We start from the raw sequence: 21,729 nt of genomic DNA on the forward strand, positions 1-21,729 counted from the left end.
GCCGGGCGGATGGGCTGCGCAGGGGACGCTGCAAGTACGTCCTTGTAAGCTCGGTCGCCGCATCCATGCGGCTCACGCCCCTGCGCAACCCATCCGCCCGGCCACGGACAGGTTCCGTGCGCCGCTACCGCGGAATGAAGAGGGAAGTGCAGGAGCGGGTCGCGCGCTGCGCGCGCTCTGGATGCTGGCCCTGTAGAGCCGAGCCCATGCTCGGCTGCTTTCCATTCCGCTGGCGTGGAGCCGAGCGTGGGCTCGGCTCTACAGCTGCGTTGGGCTCAGTGGCCGCGTACGCGCTTGACGATCTTCGCGGCCTGCGCCGCGCTTTCGCGCACCTTGTCCCACTGGCCGGCGTCGATCCAGTTGCCCGGCACCATCCACGAGCCGCCGATGCAGACCACGTTCTTCTGCTCGAGGTATTCGGCCGCCGTGTTCTCGGTGATGCCACCGGTCGGGCACAGCTTGAGGTCGGCGATCGGGCCGGCCACGCCCTTGATCATGGCCAGGCCGCCCACGGCCGTGGCCGGGAACAGCTTGCAGACACGGAAGCCGCGCGCGTAGAGCGACAGCAGCTCGGTCGGCGTCGCCGCACCCGGTACTACCGGCAGCGGTGCCGCAGCCAGCGCATCAGCCAGCACCGGCGGCGTACCCGGGGTTACCAGGAAATCCGCGCCCGCATCGATCGATTGCTGCATCTGCTCCACCGTCAGCACCGTACCGGCGCCGACCACCACATCCGGCAGCTCGCGCTTGAGCATCGCCAGCGCTTCCATCGCCACCGGCGTCCGCAGCGTCAGCTCGATCGCCGGCAATCCCCCTTCCAGCAACGCCGCACTGACCGCACGCGCCTGGTCCAGCGTATGAATCGTCACCACCGGCAGGATGCCGGCCGCATGCAGCAACTCCGCCGCCCGCACCTGATGTTGTTCGATACCCATAGCTCTGCTTCTGCCTTTGCTTTCGAATTTGATTTTCAGTGATCACTTCGCGGCGCGAGGGCGCCGGGAAACTGTCCGGAGGCGGCGGGTAGCCCCCACCAGGACCGTGAGCGGCACGGATGCCGCGACCGAGCCCCCATGGATGGGTTTACGGCGTGTCCTGGTGGGGGCTACCCGCCGCCTCAACCAGGACACTCACCGCCCACGCATACCCGCAACGCTCTTCAACCCTCAGGCGTCCTTCGCCTCATGCGGCGCCGCCGCAGCCGCAGCATCGTGCCCCAGCTCGTACTCCGCGTCGTAATCCCACGGCCCACCGTCAGCCGCCGCCGGACCGCACGAAATCGAGATCGCACCCTGATCCGCCGGACCCACCACACGCCGGTTGATCGCGAACAGGTTGCGGCCCAGGTCATTGGCGGCCGGCGCCGTATTCGGCGCGTGCGTACGCGCCGCCCATTCGGCCGCGTCCACCAGCACTTCCAGCGTGCCGGCTTCGCCATCCAGGCGGATGATGTCGCCCTCGCGTACCTTGCCCAGCGGACCACCGCGTGCGGCTTCCGGGGTCACGTGGATCGCCGCCGGAATCTTGCCGGACGCGCCGGACAGGCGACCATCGGTGACCAGCGCCACGCGCCGGCCCTGGTTCTGCAGCAGGCCGAGCAGCGGTGCCAGCGAATGCAGTTCCGGCATGCCGTTCGCACGCGGGCCCTGGTAGCGCACCACCGCCACGAAATGCTCGGGCAGCAGGCCGCCGACGTGCAGCTTGTTCAATACCTGCGGTGCATCAACCACCACGGCCGGCGCTTCGATGGTGCGGTACTGCGGCTTCACCGCCGACAGCTTGATCAGCGACTTGCCGAGGTTGCCGCGCAACAGGCGCAGGCCGCCCTGGCTCTCGAACGGGTTGTCGACACCGCGCACCACTTCTTCATCGGCGCTGCGCTCCAGGCCCGGCAGATACACCAGCTTGCCCTCGCGCAGCTGCGGTTCGAGGGCGTAGTCAGCCATGCCGCCACGGGCGACGCTGACCAGATCGCCATGCATCAGGCCGGCCTTGATCAGCTCGCCGAACACGAACGCCGGACCACCGGCAGCGGCGAAGCGGTTCACGTCGGCCTCGCCGTTCGGATAGACCCGCGCCAGCAGCGGAATCAGCTGCGACAGCTCGTCGAAGTCGTCCCAGGTCAGCACGATGCCGGCCGCGCGCGCCACCGCGATCCAGTGGATGGTGTGGTTGGTCGAGCCACCGGTAGCCATCAGCGCGATGACCGCGTTGATGATCGCGCGCTCGTCGATGATCCGGCCCAGCGGACGGAAGTCGTCGCCCAGCGCGGTGATGTCCAGTGCGCGCTCGGTGGCTTCGCGGGTCAGCGCATCGCGCAGCGCGGTGTCCGGGTTGACGAACGATGCGCCCGGCAGCTGCACGCCCATCGCTTCCAGCAATACCTGGTTGGAATTGGCGGTGCCGTAGAAGGTGCAGGTGCCCGCGCCGTGGTAGGAGGCCGATTCGGCTTCCAGCAGTTCTTCGCGGGTGGCTTCGCCGGCGGCGTAGCGCTCGCGCACTTCGGCCTTCTGCTTGTTGGGAATGCCCGGCGTCATCGGGCCGGCCGGCACGAACACGGCGGGCAGATGGCCAAAGGCGAGGGCGCCGATCAGCAGGCCCGGCACGATCTTGTCGCACACACCGAGGTACACGGTGGTATCGAACATGTCGTGGCTGAGCCCGATCGCGGTGGCCTGGGCAATCACATCACGCGAGAACAGCGACAGCTCCATGCCGCCACGGCCTTGGGTGACGCCGTCGCACATCGCTGGCACGGCACCGGCCACCTGCGCCGTAGCGCCCAGTTCGCGGGCCACTGCACGGATCTGTTCGGGATAGGTCTCGAACGGCTGGTGCGCCGACAGCATGTCGTTGTAGGCGGTGATGATGCCCAGGTTGGCCGTCACGCCGCCGCGCAGGCGACTCTTGTCGGTGCCACCGCAGGCGGCGAAACCGTGGGCGAGGTTGCCGCAGCTGAGGCGGCTGCGGAACGGGCCATCGCGCAGGGAGGCGTCGATCGCTGCCAGATAGGCGGCGCGCGAGGCGGCGCTGCGGCGGATGACGCGCTCAGTGATGGCTTGCAGTTGCGGATGGAGGCTCATTGGCTACCGGCGTTCGAGGTGGCGAGAGGCGGGCGACGGCAGGGCGCCGCCGCCGACATCAATCAGCCCAGTGGACGCGCAGGCGCGCGCCGTCCAGGTTGATCGCGTTGAGGATCGGATACTGCTGGGGGTCGTTGCTGTCCAGAGCCTGGCGCAGCACCTGCAGCTTCTGCTTGCCGCGCAGCAGCAGCAGACGCTGGCGGCACTGGGCCAGGCCACGTGGGGTCAAGGTGATGCGCAGCGGCCACTGGTTGGCACCGGGACAGCCGGTGGCATCCAGCGCGGCATACGGCAGGGTGCTTTCCAGCGCGCGGGTCAGGTCCTTCGAGCCCGGGAACAGCGAGGCGGTATGGCCGTCATTGCCCATGCCCAGTGCGACCAGGCTCGGCGCCTGGCTGTGCTGGGCCTGCAGGTTGGCGGTGTACACGCACTCGGGCAGCGGCTTGCCGATCCGCACCAGCGGATCGAAGTGCGCGCCTTCGGCACGTGTAAGCAGGTTCTCGCGCACCAGCCATGCATTGCTGTCGCGATCCTGCGGCGACAGCCAGCGCTCGTCGGCCAGGCTCACTTCAACGCGGTCCCAATGCACGTCCAGTTCGGCCAGCGCCTGGTACACAGGAGCCGGCGTGGTACCGCCGGACAACAGGATGCGTGCGCGGCCCAGCTCGGTGATGTCGTGGTTGATCGCCTGTGCCATTTCGGCAGCGACGGCTTCGATCCAGCCATCGGCATCGCCGTGGTTGATGAACTCGATGCGGTCGTCATGGAAGGTGGGGCTCATGCGGCAACTCCTGGTGCGTCACGTTCGGCGTCGGCCGCATAGGCAGCGGCGCCCAGCAGTCCGGCGTGGGGATGCATCACGGCCAGCGACGGCACCCGCGCCATGATCGAAGAGAACCGGCCCTTGTGTTCGAAGCGCTGGCGGAAACCGGAGTGCTGCAATGAATCGAGCATCTTCGGAGTCAGCCCGCCGGTCAGGAACACGCCGTCCCAGGCGCCCTGGGTCAGCACCAGATCACCGGCAATGGCGCCGAACACCGCGCAGAACACATCCACGGTACGCATCGCCTGTGGATCGCCGTGCAGGGCGCGGGCGGTCACGTCCACCGGTTGCAGTTGGCCCGGGTCGATACCCGCCATCTCGCAGATTGCGCGATGGATGTTGACCAGGCCGGGGCCGCAGATCAGCCGCTCGTTGGAGACGCGCCCGAACTGCTCGGACAGGATCTCCAGGATGCGGATCTCTTCCGGCGTTCCCGGCGGGAAGCTGACATGGCCGCCTTCGGTTTCCAGCGGGTAACAGCGGCCGTGGCGAAGGATCAGGCCGCCGACGCCGAGGCCGGTACCCGGCCCGATCACTGCGTAGTTGCGCGGCTGGCCCGGCTTGCCCGGAACCCAGGCGGCACCGCCGACCTGGACCACGTCCTCGGGCTGCAGCAGCGAGATCGCCATCGCCTGCGCGGCGAAGTCGTTGATGAGGTGCAGTTCGTTGAAACCCAGCATCGCGGCCGTGCGGCTGCGCGAGATCACCCACGGATGGTTGGTGATGCGGGCTTCGTCACCATCGACACGACCGGCGACTGCGAACACGCCACGGCCTGCGGTGGCGCCGATCTGTTCCAGATGGTGGCGCGCGGCATCACCCAGCGACGGGAACTCCGCCACTGCGTACTCGCGGATGCTCTCTTTCAGCAGCGGGGCGTCCTGCGAGGTGTCGGCAAGGGCGAAGCGGGCATTGGTGCCACCGATGTCGGCGACCAGCACGGGCTGGCTGCTGGCGCTCATTCCGACGCTCCGCTATCCGGCGCGTCCACGCCCTGCGGCAGGAAGTCGACCGCGTTGGCCGGGCCCCACTGGCCGGCAGGGTAGGGTTCCAGCGGCAGGTCGGCTGCCTTCCAGGCATCGGCGACGCTGTCGATCCAGGCCCAGGCGGCACGCACTTCGTCATCTCGCACGAACAGGGTGTGGTTGCCGTTGAAGGCGTCCAGGAACAGGCGTTCGTAGGCGATACGGCGATGCAGGCCGGTCGGTACCGACAGTTCCAGTTCCAGCGGCTGCAGTTCCAGCGCGCCCCATTCCGGGCCGGCCAGGCTGCTCATCAGGCCCAGCTCGATGTTCTCCTGCGGCTGCAGCTGGAACACCAGGCGGTTCGGTGCGGCCTGCGCACGCTGCGGGCGTTCGAACAACCAGTGCGTGACCGGCTTGAGGGTCACCACCACGCGGGTGGTGCGCTCGGGCAGGCGCTTGCCGGTGACCAGGTGGAACGGCACGCCGCTCCAGCGCCAGTTGTCGATGTGCGCGGTGACGCCGGCGAAGGTCTCCACGTCGCTGCCTTCCGGCGGCTGGTAGGCCTGTGCGGGCTGGCCGTTGATGCTGCCGGCGGTATAGCGGCCGCGCACGCTGTCACGCGCGGCGTGCTTGGCATCCAGCGGGCGCAGCGCACGCAGCACCTTGACCTTCTCATCGCGGATGCGGTCGGCTTCCAGCGACGCCGGCGGCTCCATCGCCACCATGCACAGCAGCTGCAGGATGTGGCTCTGCACCATGTCGCGCAGGGCGCCGGAGCGTGCGTAGTAGGCGTCACGGCCATCCACGCCTTCGCTTTCGGCGACCAGGATGTGCACCGATTCGATGTAGTTGCGGTTCCATACCGCTTCCAGCAGCGTGTTGCCGAAGCGCAGCGCGATCAGGTTCTGTACCGCCGCCTTGCCCAGGTAGTGGTCGAGGCGGAACACGCGGTCTTCGTCGATCCACTGGCCGATGGTGGTGATGATCTCCTCGGCGCTTTCGCTGTCGCTGCCGATCGGCTTCTCCAGCATCAGGCGTGCCGGTGCAGCCAGTGCGCCGCCCTTGGCCAGGCCTTCGCAGGTGGAGATGTACAGGCCCGGCGGGATCGCCAGGTAGCTCACGCAGCGGCGGTCGACCAGGTCGGATACCGCGGCGGCGACCGAGTCGACGTCACGCAGGTCGACCGAGCGGTAGTCGATGCGACGCAGCAGGGAGGCGATGTCCTCCTGGCTGGCCATCGGCATCGCCTGCTGCAGGCGGGGCCGCAGGATGTCATGGAAGGCTTCGGTGTCATGGCCGGACAGGGCCAGCGCACGGATGCGGAAATCCTCCGGCAGCAGGCCGTCGCCAAGCAGGCGCAGCAGCGAAGGGAACAGGTAGCGCTGGGCCAGATCACCTGTGGCACCAAACAGGAAGAGTGTGTCGTGCATCGCTCGAGTTTCAGATCCGGGTGACATCGTTGTCAATCGCTTCATGGCTGGGTTCGGGGGACATCCGCGCAACTGCCTGTCCGAGGCTCATCTGGATCGGTTTTCCGGCTTGCCGGAGCACCGTTCCAATCGAAACCACTACAGCGGCAACCCTTCGTTCGGTCGACGGTGCAGGTCGGCGCGCACCGACGTTCGGATAGTGCCACGTGAAAACGTTTACATGGCAGAATGGGCAACTGTATTCGATTGCAGTGGTCGCCGTCATGCGGCAACCGCGCAATCATCACTGCCATCGGGAGGGCCGAGGCAGTCCCAAAAGACAGCCCGGCGTCGGGCGGACTGGATGAGTGAAATGGCAAAAGTGCAGTTGCAGGGTGTGCGCAAGGTCTACGACAACGGACAGGTCGCGGTGAAGGACGCCACCTTCGAGGTGGCCGACGGCGAACTGATGGTGCTGGTGGGCCCGTCCGGGTGTGGCAAGTCGACCCTGTTGCGGATGGTGGCCGGGCTGGAAGAGATCAGCGGCGGCACGCTGACCATCGGTGATCGCGTGGTCAATGACGTGGCACCGAAGGATCGCGACATCGCGATGGTGTTCCAGAGTTACGCGCTGTACCCGCACATGACCGTGGCCGAGAACCTGGCCTTTGGCCTGAAGCTGCGCGGGCATGACAAGGCGACCATCGACAAGCGCATCAGCGAAGCTGCGCAGACGCTGGGCCTGACCGAGATGATGGACAAGCTGCCCAAGGCGATGTCCGGCGGCCAGCGCCAGCGTGTTGCACTGGGCCGTGCGCTGGTGCGCGAGCCGGCGGTGTTCCTGCTCGACGAGCCGCTGTCCAATCTTGATGCCAAGCTGCGCCACAGCGTGCGCACCGAGATCGCACAGCTGCACCGCAAGCTGGGCACCACCATGATCTACGTGACCCACGATCAGGTCGAAGCGATGACCCTGGGCCAGCGCATCGTGGTGCTGAAGGACGGTGTCATCCAGCAGATCGACACGCCGATGGCGCTGTACGACCGTCCGGCCAACCTGTTCGTGGCCGGCTTCCTCGGCAGCCCGGCGATGAACGTGCTGCGCGGTACGCTGCAGGGCGATGCCGGTGGCGTGACCGTGGTCGACGGCGACTGGCGTGCTCCGCTGGGGCAGGCGACGATCGATCCGGCGTGGCTGCAGAAGCCGATCGCGGTGGGCGTGCGTCCCGAGCACCTGCAGCCGGCAGGCAGCGAAGACACGCATGCGTTCACCGCGCGCATCGAAGGCATCGAGCCGGTCGGCAACGAGATCTTCGTCAACATGAGCAGCGGCCAGCACGCGCTGACCATGCGCGTGGCGCCGCAGTCGCTGCCGGGCGTGGGTGAGGACATCCGGGTGGCGATCCACCCGCAGGGCCTGCATTTCTTCAACCCGGAAACCGGCGAGCGGCTATAGCCCTGTAGAGCCGAGCCCACGCTCGGCTGCTTCATCGCAGTGCGGACCAACGGTCCGCACCCGCCGGAACAGGGTCTCGGGCTCGGTAGATCCACGCCATGCGTGGATGACGTACCGGATCGGCGCCTCAGCGCGCCAACCCGTCCAGCAGCGGCATCCGCTGCGCGGGCGCATCACCCACCTGCAGTTCGCTGTCGCTGGTCTCCAGCGGCAGCACGGCCAGTGCCAGATCGCCGGCCACGCTGGCCAGGGTGCCGAGCGCGGCGCCATCCTGCTGCACGCCATCGCCCGCCTGCGCCGGTGCTGCGGTATGCAGCAGCTGCACCGCGCGTTTGGCCTTGCCGAGGAAATGGGTGCGCGCGACGATTTCCTGACCGGGGTAGCAGCCCTTCTTCACGCTGTAGCCGTTGAGGCGGTCCAGGCCCAGCTGCTGCGGGGTCCACACCTCGCGCTGGCTCGCTTCCAGGCGCGGCAGCCCGTAGCGCAGATCGGCCTGGCGCCAGGCCAGAGCAAAGGCGGCGTCCCCGGCCTGGTCGCTGGCCGCGAAGGCCTCGACCGGGCCGATGCGCAGCGTGCGGGGAAGTGCGTCGCTGCCCAGGTCCAGCTCCCAGCCGTGGTTACCGGTCAGCGCGATGGCGGCGCCGGTGGCGGCTTCCGGCGCAGTAAAGGCCCCGGCCACGACGAGATCGGCATGAACCTGCAATTTTACTTTGCGGCGGAACACGAAACGCTGCAGTTGCGACGCAATCGCATCGGCATCTCCGTCGGCGAGCACCAGCAGCACATGGTCATCGGCCAGCCGCAGCAGCTGAAACACCGCCAGGGTGCGGCCTTTGGCGCTCAGCCACGCGCTCCACTGCCAGTGCAGCAGGGGCAGGGCGGTCACGTCGCTGCTGAACTGGGCATGGGCAAAAGCCGCTGCATCCACGCCCTGCAGGCTCAGCAATTGATGGCCGGGCAGGCGCGGATATGCGACGAAAGCAGGGGGAAGGTTGTCAGGCACGTGAACGAGGTCTAAAATTTGTGCGTTGCGAGACCCATCATGATAGGCCAAACAACCCCCACTCCCGACGCCGAAGCTGAAGCCCCGCTGGTTCCCCCGGTCCCTGTGCCCGTGGAACAACCAGAGGTGGAAGAGGAATTCGGTGGCCGCGGCGGACTCGATCCGGTGCGGTATGGCGATTGGGAAAAAAACGGACGCTGCATCGATTTTTGATCAGCATTGAGCCAACGCGGCCTTATGCCGCCCAGCCGAGACAACGAGCCCAGCGAATGGCGACCAGACAACGTCCCCTTTCTCCGCACCTTCAGGTGTATCGCTGGCAGATTCAGATGGCCACCTCGATCCTGCATCGAGCCACTGGCGTCTTTCTGTCTGTTGGTGCCCTCATCATCGCCGGAGGCCTGTTGGCTCTGATGATGGGGCCCGAATCCTGGAACTGCTTCACCGGCCATGCCGGGGCCTGGTATGGCCGCGTGTTCCTGTTCGCGTGGACATGGTCGTTCGCCTATCACCTGTGCAATGGCATCCGCCATATCGTGCAGGACTTCGCGATCGGATTCCGCATTGCCACCTTCATCCGCAGCAGCTGGATGTCGGTGATCGGCAGCCTGCTGATCACCCTGGCGGTGTGGGCCTATGTGATGTTCGGAGGTGCCGCGTGAGCAAGTTCCGTACCCCGCTGAAGGGCGTGCGCGGTCTCGGTTCGGCCAAGACCGGCACCGAGCACTTCGTGCATCAGCGCCTGACCGCCGCCGCACTGGTGGTGCTGGGCATCTGGTTCCTGGTGTTCGTGCTGGGCCTGCTGGGCTCGGATTACGTGACCGCCACTGCCGCGATCGCCAAGCCGTGGAACGCCGTTCCGCTGATCGGCCTGCTGATCGCCATGTTCTGGCACGCCCAGCTCGGCCTGCAGGTCGTGCTGGAGGACTACATCCACGAATCGCTGCTGGCCCTGGTGCTGCAGACCGCGGTGAAGTTCGTCGCCGTGCTCGGCATGATCGTCAGTGTGTTTGCGGTGGGCCGCATCGCCCTCGGCGTTGCCTGAGCCCAGGCGCCAAGACAGGAATCCAGACTAGATGTCCGCTTACAAGATTACCGAACACAAGTACGACATGGTCGTGGTGGGCGCCGGCGGCGCCGGCCTGCGTGCCACGTTCGGCCTGGCCGCCAAGGGCCTGCAGACCGTGTGCCTGACCAAGGTCTTCCCGACCCGGTCGCACACCGTCGCCGCCCAGGGCGGTATCTCCGCTGCGCTCGGCAACATGGGCGAGGACGACTGGCGTTACCACTTCTTCGACACCATCAAGGGTTCGGATTGGCTGGGCGACCAGGACGCCATCGAGTACATGTGCCGTGAAGCGATTCCGGCGATCATCGAGCTCGAGCACTACGGCGTGCCGTTCAGCCGCACCGCCGAAGGCAAGATCTACCAGCGTCCGTTCGGTGGCATGACCACCCAGTACGGCGAGGGCCCGGCGGCGCAGCGTACCTGCGCGGCGGCCGACCGTACCGGCCACGCGATGCTGCACACGCTGTACCAGCAGTCGCTGAAGCACGACGCACGCTTCATGATCGAGTACTTCGCACTCGACCTGATCTTCGATGACGAAGGTGCCTGCCGCGGCGTGCTGGCGTTGGACATGTCCGACGGCACGCTGCACCTGTTCCGCGCCCAGGGCGTGGTGCTGGCCACCGGCGGCTACGGCCGTGCCTACTTCAGCGCCACCTCGGCGCACACCTGCACCGGCGACGGTGGCGGGCTGGCCATGCGCGCCGGCATCGCCATGCAGGACATGGAGTTCGTGCAGTTCCATCCGACCGGCATCTACGGCGCCGGCTGCCTGATCACCGAGGGTGTCCGCGGTGAAGGCGGCATCCTGCGCAACAGCAGCGGCGAGCGCTTCATGGAGCGCTACGCACCGCACTACAAGGATCTGGCGTCGCGTGACGTGGTCAGCCGTTCGATGACCATCGAAATCCGCGAAGGCCGCGGCGTCGGCGAGCACAAGGACCACATCCTGCTCGACCTGACCCACCTCGGCCCGGGCGTGATCGACGACAAGCTGCCGGGCATCGCCGAGAGCGCCCGCATCTTCGCTGGCGTCGACGTGCACAAGCAGCCGATCCCGGTGATCCCGACCGTGCACTACAACATGGGCGGCATCCCGACCAACTACCACGGTGAAGTGGTGCGCAAGGACGGCGAGAACCCCGATGCGGTCGTGCCGGGCCTGTACGCCATCGGCGAAGCGGCCTGCGTTTCGGTGCACGGTGCCAACCGCCTGGGCTCGAACTCGCTGCTGGACCTGGTGGTGTTCGGGCGCGCGGTGGCCAATCGTTGCGCGGCGACGATCACCCCGGGCGCGGCGCACAAGACCCTGCCGGCCGACGCCTGCGACAAGGCGCTGGGCCTGCTGGACAAGCTGCGTCACGCCAACGGCGATACCCCGACGTCGGTCATCCGCGATCGCATGCAGCGCACCATGCAGGCCGACGCGGCGGTCTTCCGTACCAGCCAGACGCTGAAGGAAGGCTGCGAGAAGATGGACAAGATCTTCGACTCGTTCCAGGACGTGAAGGTCTCCGACCGTTCGTTGGTCTGGAACTCGGACCTGATCGAGACCTACGAGCTGAACAACCTGCTGCTGAACGCGGTGGCGACGATCAACTCGGCCGAGCAGCGCAAGGAAAGCCGTGGCGCACATGCGCACGAGGACTTCCCGGACCGCGACGACGTCAATTGGCAGAAGCACACCCTGGTCAGCGTGGACGAGAAGGGCAAGTGCAGCTTCGACTACCGTCCGGTGCACATGTACACGTTGACCGATGACGTGTCCGTGGTGCCGCCGAAGCCGCGCGTGTACTGATCCGACCCCGCCTAACATGCAATCCGCGCCCTCGGGCGCGGGCCGCCTGAGCCAACGAGAGCAGCCATGGCCGAGTTTTCACTCCCCAAGAATTCCAAGATCACGAAGGGCAAGCACTTCCCCGCCAAGACCGGCGGCAAGAACGTGCGCACCTTCAAGATCTACCGCTGGAGTCCGGACGACGACAGCAATCCGCGCACCGACACCTATGACGTCGATCTGGACGCCTGCGGCCCGATGGTCCTGGACGCGCTGATCAAGATCAAGAACGAGATCGACCCGACCCTGACCTTCCGCCGCTCCTGCCGCGAAGGCATCTGTGGTTCGTGCGCGATGAACATCGACGGCACCAACACCCTGGCCTGCACCCGAGCCATCTCGGACTGCGGCAAGAAGGAAGTGCCGATCTACCCGCTGCCGCACATGAACGTGGTCAAGGATCTGGTTCCGGACCTGACCCACTTCTATGCGCAGTACGCCTCGATCAAGCCGTGGATCCGCACCCAGACCCCGGCACCGCCGGACCGTGAGCGCCTGCAGTCGCCGGAAGACCGCAAGAAGCTGGACGGTCTGTACGAGTGCATCCTGTGCGCGTGCTGCTCGACCAGCTGCCCGAGCTACTGGTGGAACGGCGAGCGTTACCTGGGCCCGGCGATCCTGCTGCAGGCCTACCGCTGGATCATCGATTCGCGCGACGAGGACACCGGTGCGCGCCTGGACGATCTGGAAGATCCGTTCAAGCTGTACCGCTGCCACACCATCATGAACTGTGCCCGGACCTGCCCGAAGGGCCTGAACCCGGCACTGGCGATCGCCGAGATCAAGAAGCTGATGATGGAGCGCCGCGCCTGATACGGCCCGGCTGTACCCGGTAGAGCCACGCCACGCGTGGCTGCACCTCCCAGCAGAGCCACGCCATGCGTGGCTTTGCTGTATCTGGAGAGACACGATGGAAGAAGATGTTCTGCTGAAGAAGCTGCGTTGGCGTTGCCGGCGCGGCATGCGTGAACTGGACCAGTTGTTCGGTCGCTACCTGGACCGCGAATGGAGCAGTGCGCCGACCGAAGAGCGCGAGGTTTTCCTGTTCCTGCTCGACTGCGAGGACGATAAGTTGTGGCGCTGGTTCATGGGCTACGAGGCCTGCCCACATGCGCACGCCGTCCCCCTCATGCACAAGATCCTCGCCCTCAAGCCTTGAGTGGCGCCCCTCGCGGCTGCAGGCCAGCGCCCAGCTGGCGGTACTGTTGGCTGCGCCGTGGCTGCTGCGTGCCTCGGATCTGCCGCCGGGGCACCTCGTTCCCGTACTGATCGGGGTCTGGGTGCTGGGCCTGGCCGAGCTGGCCTGGCGCCTGCGGCGGCCCCGCGCGTTGCTGCAGTTGCCGCCCCTGCCTGAGCCGCTGCGCGTGGACGGGCAGGACATTGCCGAGCCGCGACTGGTGGTGCGCGGGCCCTGGCTGCTGCTGCAGTGGCGCGAAGGCTGGCGTCGTCGACGGCTGTTGTTCTGGCCGGATGTACTCGATCGCGGGCAGCGACGTGAACTGCGACTGGCCGTATCCGCACGCGCCGTTTCCCGTAAGCCCCGGTCGGTGGCACCATAGGCTGAATCGACTGGCGTGCCTGCATGTTCAAACCCATTCCCGTGGCCATTGGCCTGCGCTACCTGCGCGCCAAGCGCCGCAACGGCTTCATCTCCTTCATTTCGATGGCATCGATCCTGGGCATCGCGCTCGGGGTGACGGTGCTGATCACCACACTGGCGGTGATGAGCGGTTTCCAGAAGGAGATCCGCAGCCGTCTGCTGCAGATGACCGCCCACACCACCATCAGCCGCGACGGCGAGCCGATGCCGGACTGGATGCGCGTGGTCGACGTGGCCAACAAGGACCCGCGCGTTGCCGGTGCTGCGCCATACATCGAGATCCAGTCGATGATCAGTGGCCCGCGTGTGCAGGGTGCGATCATCCAGGGCATCGACCCGGCGCTGGAGCCCAAGGTATCGGTGATCGATAAGAAGGTCACCAAGGGCAGCTACGGCAGCCTGACCCCGGGCAGCTTCAACCTGCTGCTGGGCAAGGAACTGGCCGTCTGGCTGGGCGTGGACGTCGGCGACCAGGTGCTGGTGACCTTCGCGGAAGTGCAGGGCACGCCGGCCGGCGCGGTGCCGCGGATGAAGCGCTTCACCGTCAGCGGCATCTTCGAGGCCGGTTACAACGAAGTCGATCGCGGTGTGGGTTTTGCCAACATGAAAGACCTGGAGCGCGTACTGCGTTCCGATGGCGCCACCGGCGTCCGCCTGAAACTGCATGACATGGACCGCTCGCTGGAGGTGGGCGTGGACCTGGCGCAGAACCTCGGCGGCGCCTATCGGGTCAGCGACTGGACCCAGCAGAACGCCAACCTGTACCACTCGCTGCGCATGGAAAAAGTGGTGATGGGCATCCTGCTCTCGCTGATCATCGCCATGGGCGCGTTCAACCTGGTGTCCTCGCAGGTGATGCTGGTGACCGACAAGCAGGCCGACATCGCGATCCTGCGCACCCTCGGCCTGACCCCGGGCGGGGTGATGCAGGTGTTCATGGTGCAGGGCTCGCTGATCGGCATCTTCGGCACCCTCGCAGGCCTGATCGGCGGCATTACCCTGACCTTGAACCTGGAGCGCATCCTCGGCGCGATCGAAGCGGTGTTCAAGATCAAGCTGCTGCCGGAGGATGTGTACTACATCACCGGCCTGCCCACCGACATGCAGACCAGCGACATCGTGGTGATCACCCTGGTCGCGCTGTTGATGAGCTTCCTGGCCACTCTGTATCCCGCCTGGCGGGCAGCACGCACCCAGCCGGCGGAGGCCCTGCGTTATGAATAAGGTCTTCAATCGCGGCGATGAAGTGATCCGTGCCGAAGCGCTGGGCAAGACCTACGCTGAAGGGCGCATGCAGACCCCGGTGTTCGATGGCCTGGACCTGACGGTGACCGCCGGCGAGACGGTTGCGATCATCGGCGCCTCGGGTGCCGGCAAGAGCACGCTGCTGCACCTGCTGGGCGGGCTGGACACGCCCACTGCGGGCGAGGTCTACGTCACCGGCCAGCGCATGTCCGCGCTGTCGGACACCTCGCGCGGCCTGCTGCGCAACCAGGCGCTGGGTTTCGTCTATCAGTTCCACCACCTGCTGCCGGAATTCACCGCGCTGGAAAACGTGATGATGCCGGTGATGCTGGCCGGTACCGCAGTTGCGGAGGCCAGTACGCGTGCGACCGCGCTGCTGGAATCGGTCGGCCTCGGCCATCGCCTGGACCACAAGCCCGGCGAATTGTCCGGTGGCGAACGCCAGCGTGCTGCAGTGGCGCGCGCGTTGGTCAATCACCCGGCCTGCGTGCTGGGCGACGAGCCGACCGGCAACCTGGATGACCGCACGGCCGCGACCGTCTTCGAGCTGATGCTCGAGCTCAACCGTGCCCGTCACACCAGCCTGGTGCTGGTCACCCATGACCGCTCGCTGGCGCGGCGCTTGGACCGGGTGCTGGAGCTGCGCGAAGGGCGCCTGCACGCGCTGGCCCACGCCGACGTCTGAGCGGGCTGGGCCCGCTCTGGTAGATGCCGACCCTGGTCGGCTGCTCCTGCAGGCCAAGCGCCAACCAAGGTTGGCGGCTACTGTGGTTGCAAGCGACCTGGGACCGCCGACCAACGGCTGAACTGGGCTGCCGGCCGTTGCGCCGGCACCACCCCGGCGGGTGCATGATCGGCACAGTTCCCCCGTGGAGATCGCCATGAAGACCCCGTTGTTGATCGCCGGGCTGTGCCTGGCCCTGGCTGGCTGCGCAACCACCGGCCGTTTGGGCAGTGCCGAGAAGCTGGAGCTGTATCGTGCCCACGCCGGGGCACCGCAGAAGGACATGCAGTTCTTCGGCAGCCTCAACGGCTGGACCGAACTGGGCGACAGTGCGCTGGCGGTCTGGACCAAGCCCAGCGAGGCCTACCTGCTGGAGCTGAGCGGGCCGTGCCCGGATCTGTCCTACGCACCGGCGATCGGCCTGACCAGTCACATGGGCCGCGTCTCGGCACCGTTCGACAAGGTGCTGGTGCGCGACCCGACCAGCGGCCCGCGCATGCCGTGCTTCATCAAGACCATCCGCAAGCTGGACGTGAAGTCGCTGCGGGCAGAGGAAAAGCAACTGCGCCAGGCGCAGGTGCAGGAACGCGAAGAGTCCGCGAAATAGGCCGGTGGCGCCGGGCCATGCCCGGCGGATGCGGGAACGCCGGGCATGGCCCGGCGCTGCCTCCAGATCAGGCTTCCGGGGTGAAGCCGGCAGGCTTCTCGGCGTCTTTCTCGAACAGGAACTTCACCAGTTCCGTTTCCAGGAACGCGCGATGCTCCGGCTTTCGTGGCGACAGGCGGTTCTCGTTGATCAGCATGGTCTGGTGTGCCAGCCATGCGGTCCAGGCCGGCTTGCCGATGTGGTTGAACACACGTTGGCCGAGCTCACCCGGGTAAGGCACGAAGTCCAGGCCCTCGGCATCGCGTTGTTCGTACTGGCAGAAGACGGTTCGGGGCATGGCACTCACTTGTGGTTGCGGGATTTCGCGGAGGTTTGCTTCGGGGTCTTGATGGGGGTGCCATCAAGCAGCTTCCGGATGGGGGCTGGCAAGCCCAGTGCGGGCAGTTCGGCAGCGCCGACCCAGCGCAGCGTGGGTTCTTCCACGCGCAGGCCGTGCACCTGGCGTGACAATACCTGCAGATGCAGCTTGTAGTGGCTGAAGGTGTGCTGCAGCACCGGTAGTTCCTCGGCATCTTCCAGTGAACCATCGACGTGCACGTCGAACCAGTCCTGCAGCTCGCTGCCCGCATCGGCCTGCGGAAGCGTCCACAGCTGCGCCCAGATGCCGGTATCCGGCCGCTTCTGCAGCAGCACGCGCTGCTGCTTGTCGCGCAGCAGCAGGGCCACCGCCTCGCGTTCGGGCAGCACCTTGCCCGGCTTTGCTGTTGGCAGCTCGGCCGTACGGCCTTCGCGACGTGCCACGCAATCGGCCTGCAGGGGACAGATCACGCAGGCCGGTCTGGACCGGCTGCAGACCGTCGCACCGAGGTCCATCTGCGCCTGGGTGTAGTCGGCCATGCGTCCCGCCGGTACCTGCGCGACCTGCGCTTCAGCGATGGACCACAGCTGCTTTTCGACGGCGGGCAGGCCAGGAAAGCCTTCGACGCCGTGATAGCGGCTGAGCACGCGTTTGACGTTGCCGTCGAGGATCGCGAACGGGTCGTTCCAGGCCTGGCTGAGGATCGCGCCGGCGGTACTGCGGCCGATGCCGGGCAGGTCGTGCAGGGCATCGAAATCACGCGGCAGCTCGCCCCCATGCTCGCTCACGCAGCGCTTGGCGGCGGCATGCAGATTGCGCGCACGGGCGTAGTAACCCAGCCCGGCCCACTGCGCCATCACCGCGTCGTTGCTGGCGGCGGCAAGGTCGGGCAGGGTGGGGAAGTGCTGCAGGAAACGGTGGAAGTAAGGAATGACCGTTGCCACCTGGGTCTGCTGCAGCATGATCTCCGACAACCAGACCCGATACGGGCTGCGCGGATGCTGCCAGGGCAGGTCGTGGCGGCCGTGGTCGTCAAACCAGTGCAGCAGGCGGGCGACGAAGCCGTGCTCGGGGGCTGGCATGGCGCTGGCGTTCGGCTGGCGGGGCATTGGTACTCCAGGGGGCAGCCACCCATGGGGTGGCTCTACTACGGCAGCGGCGAGTCACCCAGTAGAGCCACGCCATGCGTGGCTGCACGGTGTATCAGGCGCCCAGCGCTTCGGGCAACAGGGCGTCGACGAACGCTTCCGGATCGAACACGCGCAGGTCTTCCGGGCGCTCGCCGATGCCGGCGAAACGGATCGGAATGCCGAACTCACGGGCCAGCGCGAACACCACGCCGCCCTTGGCGGTGCCGTCCAGCTTGGTCACCACCAGGCCAGTCACCTTGACTGCGGCATTGAACTGGCGCAGCTGCGAAAGCGCGTTCTGGCCGGTAGTGCCGTCGATCACCATCAGCACTTCGTGCGGCGCGTTTTCGTCGATCTTGCCGAGCACGCGGCGGATCTTGCCCAGCTCGTTCATCAGCCCGGACTGGGTGTGCAGGCGGCCGGCGGTATCGGCGATCAGTACCGACGTGCCACGGGCCTTGCCGGCCTGCAGTGCGTCGTAGGCCACCGAGGCGGCATCGGCGTTCTGCCCCTGCGCGACCACGGCCACGCCGTTGCGCTCGCCCCAGATCTGCAGCTGGGCCACGGCAGCGGCGCGGAAGGTATCGCCGGCAGCCAACATCAGGCTGTGGCCCTCGTCCTTGAAGCGCTTGGCCAGCTTGCCGATGGTGGTGGTCTTGCCGACGCCGTTGACGCCGACGGTCAGCACCACGAAGGGCTTGGCGTTGCGGTCGATGACCAGCGGCTTGGACACCGGCTGCAGGATCGCGATCAGATCGGCGCGCAGTGCCGCCAGCAGGGCGTTGGCATCGATGAATTCGCGCGCCTTCATGCGCTTGCGCAGGTCGGCGATCAGCTCGGTGGTGGCGGCAACGCCGACGTCGGCGGTCAGCAGTGCGGTCTCGATCTCGTCCAGCAGGTCGTCATCGAGCTTGGGATTGCGCGAGAACAGGCCGCCGAAGCTGCGGGCGAAAGCGCTGTTGCGCAGGCGTTCGCGCCAGCCGGGCTTGCCGGCCGGGGCGGGCGGGGCATCGACCAGCACCGGCAGGTCGGCAGCGGGGGCGGCCGGTTCCTGCGCGGGGATGACCGGGGCCAGCGGGGCAAGCACCGCAGCAGCGGCGGCCGCCTCGGCTGCGAAGTTCTCCGGTGCCAGCACGCGTTCCGGCAGGGCTTCGGCAGTGGTTTCCTGCGGCGATTCCAGCGTTGCCTGCGAGGGCGGCGCTGCTGACGTTGCGGGCGCGACGACTTCGGGCGTGGCAGCTGGCACAGGCGCATCCGCCACGGGCGGGGCTACCGGTGCGGCCGGGGCCTGCTCGGGCGGCGCGGCCGACGGGAATGCCGCCGCCAGCTCTTCAGCCGAGTAGTGCTGGGTCTTGGGCGCGTCCGCTGTGGCGGCGTCCTGGGGCTTCTTGCGGCGGAAAAAACTGAGCATTGGCAAAAGGCGCTGAAATCAGAGGGATATGCTACCACCCGGGCCTGTCTGGCCGGCGTGGACTCAAGGTCGCAGCCGCGCGGCCGTTAACCGGTGCGGAAGGCTGCGTTGGGTGGCCTGGGAGACCTCCCGATGAACGATGTGACCGGTATTGCCCTCAGCGGGATGCGTGCGGCCCAGCGGGGTGTGCAGGTGGCCGCGCACAACGTGGCCAACCTGGCGACTGCGGATGCACCGCGCCTGCAACTGCAGCGCGAAGCCGCAGCGCAGGGCGGGGTGGACTCCCGCGTGATCTCCACTGGTGACACCGACCCGTCCGCGCCGATGGGTGACCTGTTGGCTGCCAAGGCCGAGGTGGTGGCCTTTGCTGCCAACGCTGCGCTGATCCGCCGCGAGGACCAGATGCTGGGCTCGCTGCTGGACCGGCAGGCCTGATCCGACCGCATCCGGGACGCGCCTGATCCGACCGGCTCTGGTAGGTGCCAACCTTGGTTGGCACGCTTTCGCTGTCAAGCCATGCTGGGCAGCCTTTCAAGCGCCAACCAAGGTTGGCGTCTACCAGGGCAATGGCGGGGCCAACCGGGGTTGGCACCCTCCAGGCTGGGCGATCCCGGCATCGATCAGGCCGACAGCTCCAGCAGCAGCTTGTTCAGGCGGGCCACGTACGCACCCGGATCCTTCAGGCTGTCGCCAGCCGCCAGTGCAGCCTGGTCGAACAGCACCCGGCCCAGATCGTCGAAACGTGCGCCATCGGCTTCGGCGTCCAGCTTGGCGATCAGCGGGTGACCCGGGTTGATCTCCAGTACCGGCTTGCTGTCGGGTACCTTCTGGCCGCTGGCTTCCAGGATCTGGCGCATCTGCAGGCCCAGGTCCTGTTCGCCGATGGCCAGCACCGCCGGCGAGTCGGTCAGCCGGTGCGACACGCGCACTTCGGCCACGTCATCGCCGAGCACGGTCTTCAGGCGCTCGACCAGGCCCTGCTTGTCCTTTGCAGCGGCTTCCTGTTCCTGCTTGTCCGCTTCGCTTTCCAGCGCGCCCAGGTCGAGGTCGCCGCGGGCGATATCGACGAAGCCCTTGCCGTCGAAATCGGTCAGGTAGCCCATCAGCCACTCGTCGATGCGGTCGGTCAGCAGCAGGACTTCGATGCCCTTCTTGCGGAACACTTCCAGGTGCGGACTGTTGCGTACCTGGCTGTAGCTCTCGCCGGTCAGGTAGTAGATCTTGTCCTGGCCTTCGGCCATGCGGCCGATGTAGTCGGCCAGCGACACGGTCTGTGCATCGGCCTCGCCACGGGTGGAGGCGAAGCGCAGCAGGCCGGCGACCTTTTCGCGGTTGTTGTAGTCCTCGGCCGGGCCTTCCTTCAGCACCTGGCCGAATTCCTTCCAGAACGTGGCGTACTGTTCGGGCTTGTCGTTGGACAGCTTCTCCAGCATGTCCAGCGAACGCTTGGTCAGCGCGGCCTTCATCGAATCGATGACCGGGCCCGACTGCAGGATTTCGCGCGAGACGTTCAGCGACAGATCGTTGGAATCGACCACGCCCTTGATGAAGCGCAGGTACAGCGGCAGGAACTGCTCGGCCTGGTCCATCACGAACACGCGCTGCACGTACAGCTTCAGGCCCTTGGGGGCATCGCGGTGGTACAGGTCGAACGGCGCGCGGCCCGGCACGTACAGCAGCGAGGTGTATTCCAGCTTGCCTTCAACCTTGTTGTGGCTCCAGGCCAGCGGATCGCTGTGATCGTGGGCGACGTGCTTGTAGAACTCGGTGTACTCCGCATCGCTGATCTCGGTGCGCGGGCGGGTCCACAGCGCGCTGGCGCGGTTGACGGTTTCCCATTCGACGGCAGCACCTTCTTCGGCGCCTTCCTTGGGCATCTGGATCGGCAGGCCGATGTGGTCGGAGTACTTCTTGAGGATGCTGCGCAGGCGCCAGCCGTCGGCGAAGTCGTGCTCGCCATCCTTCAGGTGCAGGACGATGCGGGTGCCGCGCTCGGCCTTGTCGATGGTGGCAACGTCGAAATCGCCTTCGCCACGCGAGGTCCAGCGCACGCCTTCACTGGCGGCCAGGCCGGCACGACGCGAAGTGACTTCGACTTCGTCGGCGACGATGAAGGCGCTGTAGAAGCCGACGCCGAATTGGCCGATCAGCTGCGAATCCTTCTTCTGGTCGCCGGACAGCTGGCGCAGGAAGTCGCCGGTGCCGGACTTGGCGATGGTGCCGAGGTGGGTGATGGCATCGGCGCGGCTCATGCCGATGCCGTTGTCTTCGATGGTGATGGTGTGCGCGGCCGGATCGAAGCTGACGCGCACGCGCAGTTCGCTGTCGCCTTCCAGCAGCTCGGGCTGGGTCAGGGCTTCAAAGCGCAGCTTGTCGGCAGCGTCTGCGGCATTGGAGACCAGCTCGCGGAGGAAGATCTCCTTGTTGGAGTACAGCGAGTGGATCATCAGCTGCAGCAGCTGCTTGACTTCGGTCTGGAAGCCAAGGGTTTCGGTCTGGATCGTCTCGGTCATCAGGTAGGGCTCCATGTGCGGTGCCGCGTCAGCGCGTGCGGCCTCGCCAAGGGGTAAGGGTGATTGTCCCGAAATCAAGGGGTTGGTCGGACAGGGCGGCGCCCTGCACCCGCCGAGGCCAAAGCAACAGCAACAGCAACAGCAACAGCGGGCATTCCATGGGATGGCGGGGCGGTGTGGGTTGGCAGGACACGCCGTGAACCCTTCCCTGGGGGCTCGATGGCGCCTTGCTCGTGTGCGCTGTCCTGCGCACACGGCAAGACCGGGGTTGGGCATCCTGCCCAACCCGCCCGAGGCATGCCTCGGGCCCATGGCGCCAACGGTCCTGCCCACCCACACCGCCCCGCCTCTGACAGTTTCCCGGTGACGGTGACAACGGCTGGGCATCTGATTTCATCAATTCCTTCGATACCTGACAGATCTTCATCCACGCATGGCGTGGATCTACTGCAGATCGCAGGAAACTGTCGAAGGCGGGGTGGGTCCGGTTGAGGGG

General features: G+C 66.8%; 22 protein-coding genes. 12 read left to right on the top strand and 10 right to left on the bottom strand.

All coding sequences use genetic code 11. From position 1 onward, the window contains the following. Positions 1-275: 275 nt before the first annotated feature. The 5 genes from AC13GI_RS15040 to zwf all read right to left on the bottom strand — a co-directional run bounded on the left by AC13GI_RS15040 (position 276) and on the right by zwf (position 6,301). The gene (locus AC13GI_RS15040) at positions 276-935 is read right to left on the bottom strand and encodes a bifunctional 4-hydroxy-2-oxoglutarate aldolase/2-dehydro-3-deoxy-phosphogluconate aldolase (RefSeq protein ID WP_099820140.1); all 660 of its coding nucleotides are present in this window, start codon (positions 933-935) and stop codon (positions 276-278) included. Positions 936-1,166: 231 nt separating this feature from the next. Next, positions 1,167-3,083 carry a phosphogluconate dehydratase gene (gene edd / locus AC13GI_RS15045; RefSeq protein WP_482996709.1) on the bottom strand — a complete coding sequence of 639 codons (1,917 nt, stop codon included), beginning with the start codon at positions 3,081-3,083 and terminating at the stop codon, positions 1,167-1,169. Between the two features lie 58 nt (positions 3,084-3,141). After that, positions 3,142-3,864, bottom strand: coding sequence for a 6-phosphogluconolactonase (gene pgl / locus AC13GI_RS15050; RefSeq protein ID WP_482996710.1), 723 nt, complete (start codon positions 3,862-3,864; stop codon positions 3,142-3,144). Next, a complete protein-coding gene (gene glk / locus AC13GI_RS15055) occupies positions 3,861-4,868 on the bottom strand; it encodes a glucokinase (RefSeq protein ID WP_482996711.1) in 1,008 nt (335 codons plus the stop codon). Before glk ends, pgl begins: the two co-directional genes overlap by 4 nt. Further along, a complete protein-coding gene (gene zwf, locus AC13GI_RS15060; protein ID WP_089240355.1) occupies positions 4,865-6,301 on the bottom strand; it encodes a glucose-6-phosphate dehydrogenase in 1,437 nt (478 codons plus the stop codon). Before zwf ends, glk begins: the two co-directional genes overlap by 4 nt. Before the next feature lie 352 nt (positions 6,302-6,653). On the opposite strand from zwf, the gene AC13GI_RS15065 reads away from it, so the two are divergent. Continuing rightward, positions 6,654-7,736, top strand: coding sequence for an ABC transporter ATP-binding protein (locus AC13GI_RS15065; RefSeq protein ID WP_482996712.1), 1,083 nt, complete (start codon positions 6,654-6,656; stop codon positions 7,734-7,736). Between the two features lie 127 nt (positions 7,737-7,863). On the opposite strand, the gene ygfZ is transcribed toward AC13GI_RS15065, so the two are convergent. After that, positions 7,864-8,739: a CAF17-like 4Fe-4S cluster assembly/insertion protein YgfZ gene (gene ygfZ, locus AC13GI_RS15070; protein ID WP_482996713.1), complete on the bottom strand. Its 876-nt coding sequence runs from the start codon at positions 8,737-8,739 to the stop codon at positions 7,864-7,866. 39 nt (positions 8,740-8,778) lie between these two features. Between ygfZ and AC13GI_RS15075 the strand changes: the two genes are divergently transcribed. From AC13GI_RS15075 to AC13GI_RS15120, 10 genes are all read left to right on the top strand, one after another. Further along, on the top strand, positions 8,779-8,952 hold the full coding sequence (locus AC13GI_RS15075; protein ID WP_080149151.1) for a DUF1674 domain-containing protein: 174 nt from the start codon (positions 8,779-8,781) through the stop codon (positions 8,950-8,952). A 56-nt stretch (positions 8,953-9,008) separates the two neighbouring features. After that, positions 9,009-9,401: a succinate dehydrogenase, cytochrome b556 subunit gene (gene sdhC, locus AC13GI_RS15080; protein WP_089240360.1), complete on the top strand. Its 393-nt coding sequence runs from the start codon at positions 9,009-9,011 to the stop codon at positions 9,399-9,401. Beyond that, on the top strand, positions 9,398-9,784 hold the full coding sequence (gene sdhD, locus AC13GI_RS15085; protein ID WP_025878813.1) for a succinate dehydrogenase, hydrophobic membrane anchor protein: 387 nt from the start codon (positions 9,398-9,400) through the stop codon (positions 9,782-9,784). Before sdhC ends, sdhD begins: the two co-directional genes overlap by 4 nt. A 31-nt stretch (positions 9,785-9,815) precedes the next feature. After that, positions 9,816-11,606 (top strand): succinate dehydrogenase flavoprotein subunit, encoded by a 1,791-nt coding sequence (sdhA, locus tag AC13GI_RS15090; protein ID WP_025878814.1) that lies wholly within the window; start codon positions 9,816-9,818, stop codon positions 11,604-11,606. 66 nt (positions 11,607-11,672) lie between these two features. Further along, on the top strand, positions 11,673-12,458 hold the full coding sequence (locus AC13GI_RS15095; RefSeq protein ID WP_025878815.1) for a succinate dehydrogenase iron-sulfur subunit: 786 nt from the start codon (positions 11,673-11,675) through the stop codon (positions 12,456-12,458). A 97-nt stretch (positions 12,459-12,555) separates the two neighbouring features. Next, a complete protein-coding gene (locus tag AC13GI_RS15100; protein WP_089240366.1) occupies positions 12,556-12,804 on the top strand; it encodes an FAD assembly factor SdhE in 249 nt (82 codons plus the stop codon). Next, entirely contained in the window at positions 12,755-13,204 is a 450-nt protein-coding gene (locus AC13GI_RS15105) for a hypothetical protein (RefSeq protein WP_380656137.1), read from the top strand. Before AC13GI_RS15100 ends, AC13GI_RS15105 begins: the two co-directional genes overlap by 50 nt. A gap of 23 nt (positions 13,205-13,227) precedes the next feature. Beyond that, entirely contained in the window at positions 13,228-14,469 is a 1,242-nt protein-coding gene (locus tag AC13GI_RS15110; RefSeq protein WP_099820148.1) for a lipoprotein-releasing ABC transporter permease subunit, read from the top strand. Further along, positions 14,462-15,175 (top strand): lipoprotein-releasing ABC transporter ATP-binding protein LolD, encoded by a 714-nt coding sequence (lolD, locus tag AC13GI_RS15115; RefSeq protein ID WP_089240372.1) that lies wholly within the window; start codon positions 14,462-14,464, stop codon positions 15,173-15,175. Before AC13GI_RS15110 ends, lolD begins: the two co-directional genes overlap by 8 nt. Positions 15,176-15,371: 196 nt before the next feature. Further along, positions 15,372-15,821, top strand: coding sequence for a DUF6491 family protein (locus tag AC13GI_RS15120; RefSeq protein WP_099820213.1), 450 nt, complete (start codon positions 15,372-15,374; stop codon positions 15,819-15,821). A gap of 67 nt (positions 15,822-15,888) precedes the next feature. Here AC13GI_RS15120 and AC13GI_RS15125 read toward each other — a convergent pair whose 3' ends face one another. The 3 genes from AC13GI_RS15125 to ftsY all read right to left on the bottom strand — a co-directional run bounded on the left by AC13GI_RS15125 (position 15,889) and on the right by ftsY (position 18,720). Further along, on the bottom strand, positions 15,889-16,158 hold the full coding sequence (locus AC13GI_RS15125; RefSeq protein ID WP_025878821.1) for an oxidative damage protection protein: 270 nt from the start codon (positions 16,156-16,158) through the stop codon (positions 15,889-15,891). Positions 16,159-16,163: 5 nt separating this feature from the next. Continuing rightward, positions 16,164-17,288 (bottom strand): A/G-specific adenine glycosylase, encoded by a 1,125-nt coding sequence (gene mutY / locus AC13GI_RS15130; RefSeq protein ID WP_482996714.1) that lies wholly within the window; start codon positions 17,286-17,288, stop codon positions 16,164-16,166. A gap of 94 nt (positions 17,289-17,382) precedes the next feature. Then, on the bottom strand, positions 17,383-18,720 hold the full coding sequence (gene ftsY / locus AC13GI_RS15135; RefSeq protein ID WP_099820150.1) for a signal recognition particle-docking protein FtsY: 1,338 nt from the start codon (positions 18,718-18,720) through the stop codon (positions 17,383-17,385). Between the two features lie 132 nt (positions 18,721-18,852). On the opposite strand from ftsY, the gene AC13GI_RS15140 reads away from it, so the two are divergent. Then, complete coding sequence (locus AC13GI_RS15140; protein WP_482996715.1) at positions 18,853-19,155, top strand: hypothetical protein; 303 nt, start codon at positions 18,853-18,855, stop codon at positions 19,153-19,155. 185 nt (positions 19,156-19,340) lie between these two features. Here the strand turns inward: AC13GI_RS15140 and htpG are convergent, their stop codons facing one another. Continuing rightward, positions 19,341-21,233 (bottom strand): molecular chaperone HtpG, encoded by a 1,893-nt coding sequence (gene htpG, locus AC13GI_RS15145; protein WP_482996716.1) that lies wholly within the window; start codon positions 21,231-21,233, stop codon positions 19,341-19,343. Positions 21,234-21,729 lie beyond the last annotated feature (496 nt).

It is taken from the genome of Stenotrophomonas sp. 82F1, assembly GCF_056861525.1.

What these genes read in the sequence shown, in the direction of transcription:
- AC13GI_RS15095 (WP_025878815.1), top strand. Translation starts at nt 11,673, where the DNA reads ATGGCCGAGTTTTCACTCCCCAAGAATTCCAAGATCACGAAGGGCAAG.
- mutY (WP_482996714.1), bottom strand. Translation starts at nt 17,288, where the DNA reads ATGCCCCGCCAGCCGAACGCCAGCGCCATGCCAGCCCCCGAGCACGGC.
- htpG (WP_482996716.1), bottom strand. Translation starts at nt 21,233, where the DNA reads ATGACCGAGACGATCCAGACCGAAACCCTTGGCTTCCAGACCGAAGTC.
- sdhA (WP_025878814.1), top strand. Translation starts at nt 9,816, where the DNA reads ATGTCCGCTTACAAGATTACCGAACACAAGTACGACATGGTCGTGGTG.
- AC13GI_RS15125 (WP_025878821.1), bottom strand. Translation starts at nt 16,158, where the DNA reads ATGCCCCGAACCGTCTTCTGCCAGTACGAACAACGCGATGCCGAGGGC.
- AC13GI_RS15065 (WP_482996712.1), top strand. Translation starts at nt 6,654, where the DNA reads ATGGCAAAAGTGCAGTTGCAGGGTGTGCGCAAGGTCTACGACAACGGA.
- pgl (WP_482996710.1), bottom strand. Translation starts at nt 3,864, where the DNA reads ATGAGCCCCACCTTCCATGACGACCGCATCGAGTTCATCAACCACGGC.
- AC13GI_RS15100 (WP_089240366.1), top strand. Translation starts at nt 12,556, where the DNA reads ATGGAAGAAGATGTTCTGCTGAAGAAGCTGCGTTGGCGTTGCCGGCGC.
- AC13GI_RS15110 (WP_099820148.1), top strand. Translation starts at nt 13,228, where the DNA reads ATGTTCAAACCCATTCCCGTGGCCATTGGCCTGCGCTACCTGCGCGCC.
- AC13GI_RS15105 (WP_380656137.1), top strand. Translation starts at nt 12,755, where the DNA reads ATGCGCACGCCGTCCCCCTCATGCACAAGATCCTCGCCCTCAAGCCTT.
- glk (WP_482996711.1), bottom strand. Translation starts at nt 4,868, where the DNA reads ATGAGCGCCAGCAGCCAGCCCGTGCTGGTCGCCGACATCGGTGGCACC.
- ftsY (WP_099820150.1), bottom strand. Translation starts at nt 18,720, where the DNA reads ATGCTCAGTTTTTTCCGCCGCAAGAAGCCCCAGGACGCCGCCACAGCG.
- AC13GI_RS15040 (WP_099820140.1), bottom strand. Translation starts at nt 935, where the DNA reads ATGGGTATCGAACAACATCAGGTGCGGGCGGCGGAGTTGCTGCATGCG.
- edd (WP_482996709.1), bottom strand. Translation starts at nt 3,083, where the DNA reads ATGAGCCTCCATCCGCAACTGCAAGCCATCACTGAGCGCGTCATCCGC.
- AC13GI_RS15140 (WP_482996715.1), top strand. Translation starts at nt 18,853, where the DNA reads ATGAACGATGTGACCGGTATTGCCCTCAGCGGGATGCGTGCGGCCCAG.
- sdhC (WP_089240360.1), top strand. Translation starts at nt 9,009, where the DNA reads ATGGCGACCAGACAACGTCCCCTTTCTCCGCACCTTCAGGTGTATCGC.
- lolD (WP_089240372.1), top strand. Translation starts at nt 14,462, where the DNA reads ATGAATAAGGTCTTCAATCGCGGCGATGAAGTGATCCGTGCCGAAGCG.
- zwf (WP_089240355.1), bottom strand. Translation starts at nt 6,301, where the DNA reads ATGCACGACACACTCTTCCTGTTTGGTGCCACAGGTGATCTGGCCCAG.
- AC13GI_RS15120 (WP_099820213.1), top strand. Translation starts at nt 15,372, where the DNA reads ATGAAGACCCCGTTGTTGATCGCCGGGCTGTGCCTGGCCCTGGCTGGC.
- AC13GI_RS15075 (WP_080149151.1), top strand. Translation starts at nt 8,779, where the DNA reads ATGATAGGCCAAACAACCCCCACTCCCGACGCCGAAGCTGAAGCCCCG.